Raw genomic sequence first — 5,975 nt, forward strand, 5'->3', positions numbered from 1 at the left:
GAAAAACTTTAGAGCGCATCCCTGCGGGATGCTCTGGCCGTGTCTGCCCGATTGGGTTGGGCTGGATTTTCGGCGGGCGCGCTAATAATAGGCATAGAACCCCACGCGCGCCTCGCCTGAAAATCCCAGCCCAACGAACAAGGCAGAGAGAACCCGTGGTCGGCCCACCGGGACGACCTCTGCAAAAGTTCTTTGGGTACCTTTCTTTCAAGAAAGGTACGGTTCTATCCAGCACAAAGAACAGATTATAAAGCATTCAGTTCACGGCAAGGAGGCAGTTCGTCGCCGTAGTAATCCGCCAACCGAACCAATTCCCGGCGGAGACGAGTCGTCACCCCGCTCGTTCCCGGCGTGCCGTACAGGTTGTGCATCTCGTGCGGATCGCGTTTCAGGTCGTAGAGTTCGAAATAGCACTCCGCCGGAACCGGCGTCTCGTTGCTGAAGAAATAGACCAGTTTCCACCGCCCGTCGTGCACGCCGGCGTGCTGCATCACGTTGTGAATCCCGGGGTTCTCCCAATACCGATAATACAAAGTCTTCCGCCAATCGCGCCCCGGTTTCACCGCCCGGTCGCCGCCCCGGGCCACGGCACGGAACGATTCGCCCTGCATGCTGTCCGGCTTCTCGATTCCGCACCAGTCGAGCAAGGTCGGTGCGAAGTCGATGTTCTGCACCAAGGTGCTTTCGGCCTCCGTCCCCGCCGGAATTTCAGCCGGATAACGGATCACGAGGGGCATCCGCATCGATTCTTCGTACATGAACCGTTTGTCGAACCAGCCGTGTTCGCCGAGGTAGAAGCTCTGGTCGGAGGCGTAGACCACGATGGTGTTCTCCGCCAGCCCCGTGCTGTCGAGATAGTCGAGCATCTTTCCGATATTCTCGTCCACGGCGGCGATGGTCGAAAAGTAGTCGCGCATGTAACGCTGGAATTTCCAACGGGTCAGACTATCACCGGTAGGAGGATTGTCGTAGTAGGCCTGATTCGCGGCATCGTAGGAGGCGATGTAGGCCTCCCGCTCGGTGGAGTCCATGAACCGATAGTCGGGCCCCCAGTCGGTTTTCGGATCCCACCCGTCGCGACGGGTATAGAGCTTGAGGTCGTAAGCGGGCATCAGGTGGCCGGCGATGCTCATCTCCTGCCGACCGGCGGCCACGCGTCCTTCCCAGGTATCGAAAAGGTTGTCGGGATAGGGAAAGAAGGTGTGCTCGTGCAAGGTGAGGTGCCGCGGGGCGGGCTGAAAATTCCGATGCGGGGCCTTGTTGTGCACCATAATAAAGAAGGGCCGGTCTTTGTGGGCGTCGATCCAAGCGATACTCTCGTCGGTGACGATGTCGGTCACATAGCCGCGTTGGCGGACGGTGTCGCCGCTCATGGTCACGAAGTCGGGGTTGTAGTACATTCCCTGGTCGTCGAGCACTTTCCAGTAGTCGAATCCGGTGGGATAGGTTTTCAGGTGCCACTTACCGATAATAGCGGTGGAGTAACCGTTCGCTTTCAGGACTTTGGGCAGGGTGGTCTGCGAACCGTCGAAAAAGTCGGCGTTGGTTCGGAAACCGTTGGCGTGACTGTGTTTGCCGGTCAGAATCGTCGCGCGACTGGGCCCGGAGACGGAGTTGCCGCAGTAGGCCCGGTCGAAACGCACGCCTTCGGCGGCTATGCGGTCGATATTCGGGGTCGGGGCGACCTGAGACAGGGGGTGGCCGTAGGCGCTGATGGCCTGCACGGCGTGGTCGTCGGACATGATGTAGACGATATTGGGCCGTTTCTGAGGCTCGGCTGCCGGTTTGTCGGCACTTTGTGCACTGCCGGTCACGGCACACAAGGCGCCGGAGAGGGCGAACAAGGGTCGATTCATGGGTAGTGGTTTATTGCTTTTTGGGTTGTTTCTTTTCCTGTTTTATAAGGGTGAGTGGGGCGAACTGTAAAACGCCCCGTGGATATACACCACAGGGCATTTTACCGGCCCGAAGAGGGCCCCAAACAAAGGCGCTTACGCATCGTTCAGGCGACGACGATGCCTGTCCGCAAGCTATTTCCGCAAAAATTTCCGGGGTTTGACCATGTTCTCCGGACGAAGAATATTGTCCAACTCCTCTTGGGACATCAATTTTTTCTCCAACACCAAATCGTAAATCCCCTTACCGGTATGAAGCGCCTCTTTGGCGAGCTCGGTCGAGGTTTCGTATCCCAGGTACGGATTCAGGGCGGTCACCAAACCGATGCTGTGGTAGACCATATCCCGGCACCGATCCGTATTGGCTGTAATCCCCAGGATGCATTTCTCGCGCAGGGTGTCCATCCCGTGAACCATCATTACGATCGATTCCAGAATACTGTAGACGATGATCGGTTCCATCACGTTCAGTTCCAGCTGGCCCGCTTCGGCGGCCATGGTCACGGTGAGGTCGTTCCCGATCACCTTGTAAGCGATCTGGTTCACCACCTCGGGAATCACGGGGTTCACCTTGCCCGGCATGATCGACGAGCCGGGCTGCATCGGAGGCAGGTTGATCTCGTTCAGACCGGTTCGCGGCCCGGACGACAACAACCGAAGGTCGTTGCAAATTTTCGACAACTTGACGGCCATCCGCTTCACGGCAGACGAGTAGATCACGAAGGCGCCCGTATCATTCGTCGCCTCGATCATGTTGGTGGCGGCGGTAATCGGAAGCCCGGTAATCTCGCGCAGGTACTTGATACATATCTGGCTGTACTGCGGATCGGCGTTGATCCCGGTGCCGATGGCGGTGGCGCCCATATTCACTTCGAGCAGCAGTTTGGCGTTCTGTTCCAGGCGGTCGATCTCTTCGGAGAGGTTGGCGGCGTAGGCGTCGAACTCCTGACCGAGGGTCATCGGCACGGCGTCCTGAAGCTGGGTGCGCCCCATCTTGATGACTTGGGCAAATTCGATCCCTTTGGCATGGAAGGCGCCGATCAGCTCGCGCAACGAGGCGATCAAGTCCTGGGTCTGATAAATCAGGGCGATCTTCACGGCGGTCGGATAGGCGTCGTTGGTCGACTGCGAGTGGTTCACGTCGTTGTTCGGGTGGCAGTGGGCGTATTCGCCGCGCCGGTGGCCGAGAATCTCCAACGCGCGGTTGGCGATCACTTCGTTGGCGTTCATATTGGTGGAAGTCCCGGCGCCGCCCTGCACCATATCGACGACGAACTGGTCGTCGAGTTTCCCCTGCTCTACTTCGTGGCAGGCGGCGATAATGGCGTCGGCCACTTCGGGCTTGATCTCGCCGAGGTCGCGGTTGGCTTTGGCCGCGGCTTCCTTGACCATGGCGAGCGCTTTGATGAAGTAGGGGTACATGCAGAGCCGCACCCGACTGATGTGGAAGTTGTCGAGCGCGCGCATGGTCTGCACGCCGAAGTAGTATTCCACCGGGATGTCCAGTTCGCCCAACAAGTCGTGTTCCCGCCGGGTCTTGCCCGAAAGCGGCATCTTGGTAATGTCCATATCTTTCTGACTTTTTACAAAATTATCACTTGCAATAATCGGCCAACAGGCCTGCCATCTCGCCCTGTAACTGACGGGCGGCCGCGCCGGCTGCTTCGGCAAAGTCGCGACCGTCGGAGGCGTAAATGATCCCGCGCGAGGAGTTGACGAGCAGTCCGCACCGGCTGTTCATCCCGCACCGGGCGACTTCGCTGAGCGACCCGCCCTGAGCGCCCACGCCGGGAACCAGCAGGAAGTGGTCGGGCACGATAGCCCGCACGCGTTCGAGCTGTTCGGCGCGCGTGGCGCCGACGACGTACATCGTATTGTCTTCGGTTCCCCAGCTCATGGAGTTCCGCAGGACGCGTTCATAAAGCATCTCGCCGCCGGCTAAAGCCAAAGTTTCGAAATCCTGCGCGGAGGGGTTGGAGGTCAAGGCGAGCAGCACGGCCCACTTCCCGGGATAGGCATAGAAGGGTTCGGCGGTGTCGCTCCCCATATAGGGCGAGAGGGTGACGGCGTCGAAGTCCATCTCCTGAAAGAAGACGCGGGCGTACATCTGGGAGGTATTGCCGATATCGCCTCGTTTGGCGTCGGCGATCAGGAATTGCTCGGGATACCGCTCGCGCAGGTACCGGACGGTCTTCACCAGGGCGTTCCACCCTTTCACTCCCGCAGCTTCATAGAATGCGAGGTTGGGTTTATAGCTGACGCAGTAAGGTGCGGTGGCGTCGATAACGGCCTTATTAAAGGCGAAGATGGGGTCTTCGTCGCCCAACAGATGCTGGGGCACTTTCTTCAGGTCGGTGTCGAGGCCGACGCAGAGGAAGCTCTCTTTGGCGCGTATCTGTCGAAATAGTTGTTGCGAGGTCATGGCCGGGTCGGGGTTTGGGTCGGCTCCGTCTCTCTCGGCGAAACCGAACGTGGATATAATAGAGCAAATATAAAGAAGTTTTTACAGAAAACGGGCGGGGACGGGGAATTAAATCGGATGAATGCTCCGTTGCTTCGCCATGTGTTTATCCGGAACCGGGATTCAATATTTTTCGTATATTTGAATGGTAATTAAAACCGATTGGCCTATGATGCAAACTTCTCATTAGCACATTTTTCCGATTTTTCCTCTTCCGGCGGGCGATGGTCGCGGGGCCGGGAGAGACGACATAAAAAGCGTTAACTTTTATTCTGGCTTCTGAAACTTCGACACTTTCAAAGCTGCCAAGAGTAAAGTGTGACGCCTGCGTAGCAATACGTGGGCTTTACTCTTTTATTTGGCAGCAAGGTAGTCGAAGACCTCAGAAGCAAATAAACGGTATTGTCCCACGTTTTTCATTTTTCTGCTACCACAACCATGATCAAGAGTACGACTTCAATGCGAACGTTCCTGTCGGAAATGGAACGCTCGGAAAAACTGTATAACCATTATTTAACATCAGGCCATACTTATCAATATGCAGTCTCTTTAAAAGAGTGTAATCTGTATTTACAAGATGTAATCAACCGAGATATGGATGGTTTCCCCTTAGAAATCAGGGAAGCGGCTCGAAAATTACTCCACCATTATGACATTTGGCTGCGATTATGGAACGAACACAATGCGACTCGAGATTTCAAACCGAACGACACTTTCGTTTTCGAAAGTCTGGATCGTTTTCCCAAAAGAGCGGCCGAGTTACTCTCTGAATATTACCGGACTCAAAGTTTAGACATTCTATTTATCGGCAAAAAGAATGATCCGAATGCCTCGTATGCCGCCGAATATGTCCGACAAATATTCCCTCGGACAACTGTTTTATTCGGAGGCCGAGAAGAGGGATTTCCGGAGGAGATCTTGTGGTGGCAAGGCGATTACATCTTTTCGTATCTGTCGCCGTGGATTATTCCCGAAAGCTTACTGCAAAGAGCCGCTAAAGGGGCGATTAATTGGCATCCGGGACCTCCCGAATATCCGGGAATCGGCTGCACGAACTTCGCGGTATACAATCAAGAATGCATATTTGGCATTACCTGCCACCATATGTTGAGTAAGGTGGATACGGGCAATATTATAGAGGTGCACAGATTCAAAGTTTTGGCCAATGACACTGTATATTCCATTACGCAAAAATGTTATGCTTGTATTCTAAAGTCTTTTCTTTCCATTATTGCAAAAATTGCTACCGGTGATTCGTTGCCTCAATCAACAGAAAAATGGGCACGAAAGCCTTATACACGCAAAGAGCTAAACGCTTTGTGCAAAATCACACCCGACATGACGATTGAAGAGGCGCACCGAAGAATAAAGGCGACCACCTATGATCATCCATGGGCATACACGGAAATTCAAGGTGTCAAATTCTATCTAAAATAGATATACTGATCTCTCGAATTTCCGTATTGAGAGTTTTCCGCATGAGGATATCTTGCCTCCAAATGGCATATGAAATACCAGAGAAAGTTCTCTTGGTGGGGCGGAGGGATGGGTATTCGTACCGTGATCGCAGGAGAGGTTCTTGAATAAAAAAGCCTCTGGTTATCTTACGATAGCCAGAG

At 54.7% G+C, this 5,975-nt stretch carries 4 protein-coding genes; 1 reads left to right on the forward strand and 3 read right to left on the reverse strand.

The annotated features are described in order from the left end of the window. Nucleotides 1-245: 245 nt before the first annotated feature. The 3 genes from Q9S52_RS10285 to pyrF form a co-directional block, all read right to left on the reverse strand. Nucleotides 246-1,856 carry a sulfatase gene (locus Q9S52_RS10285; protein ID WP_297627697.1) on the reverse strand — a complete coding sequence of 537 codons (1,611 nt, stop codon included), beginning with the start codon at nucleotides 1,854-1,856 and terminating at the stop codon, nucleotides 246-248. Nucleotides 1,857-2,030: 174 nt separating this feature from the next. Further along, a complete protein-coding gene (gene aspA / locus Q9S52_RS10290) occupies nucleotides 2,031-3,464 on the reverse strand; it encodes an aspartate ammonia-lyase (protein WP_304709050.1) in 1,434 nt (477 codons plus the stop codon). Nucleotides 3,465-3,489: 25 nt separating this feature from the next. Further along, the gene (pyrF, locus tag Q9S52_RS10295; RefSeq protein ID WP_294592075.1) at nucleotides 3,490-4,317 is read right to left on the reverse strand and encodes an orotidine-5'-phosphate decarboxylase; all 828 of its coding nucleotides are present in this window, start codon (nucleotides 4,315-4,317) and stop codon (nucleotides 3,490-3,492) included. Nucleotides 4,318-4,794: 477 nt separating this feature from the next. Here pyrF and Q9S52_RS10300 point away from each other — a divergent pair, with 477 nt between their 5' ends. After that, a complete protein-coding gene (locus Q9S52_RS10300; RefSeq protein WP_304709051.1) occupies nucleotides 4,795-5,793 on the forward strand; it encodes a formyltransferase family protein in 999 nt (332 codons plus the stop codon). The last annotated feature ends 182 nt before the right edge of the window (nucleotides 5,794-5,975 follow it).

The sequence above is a fragment of the uncultured Rikenella sp. genome, from assembly GCF_948810725.1.
Taxonomy (GTDB): Bacteria; Bacteroidota; Bacteroidia; order Bacteroidales; family Rikenellaceae; genus Rikenella.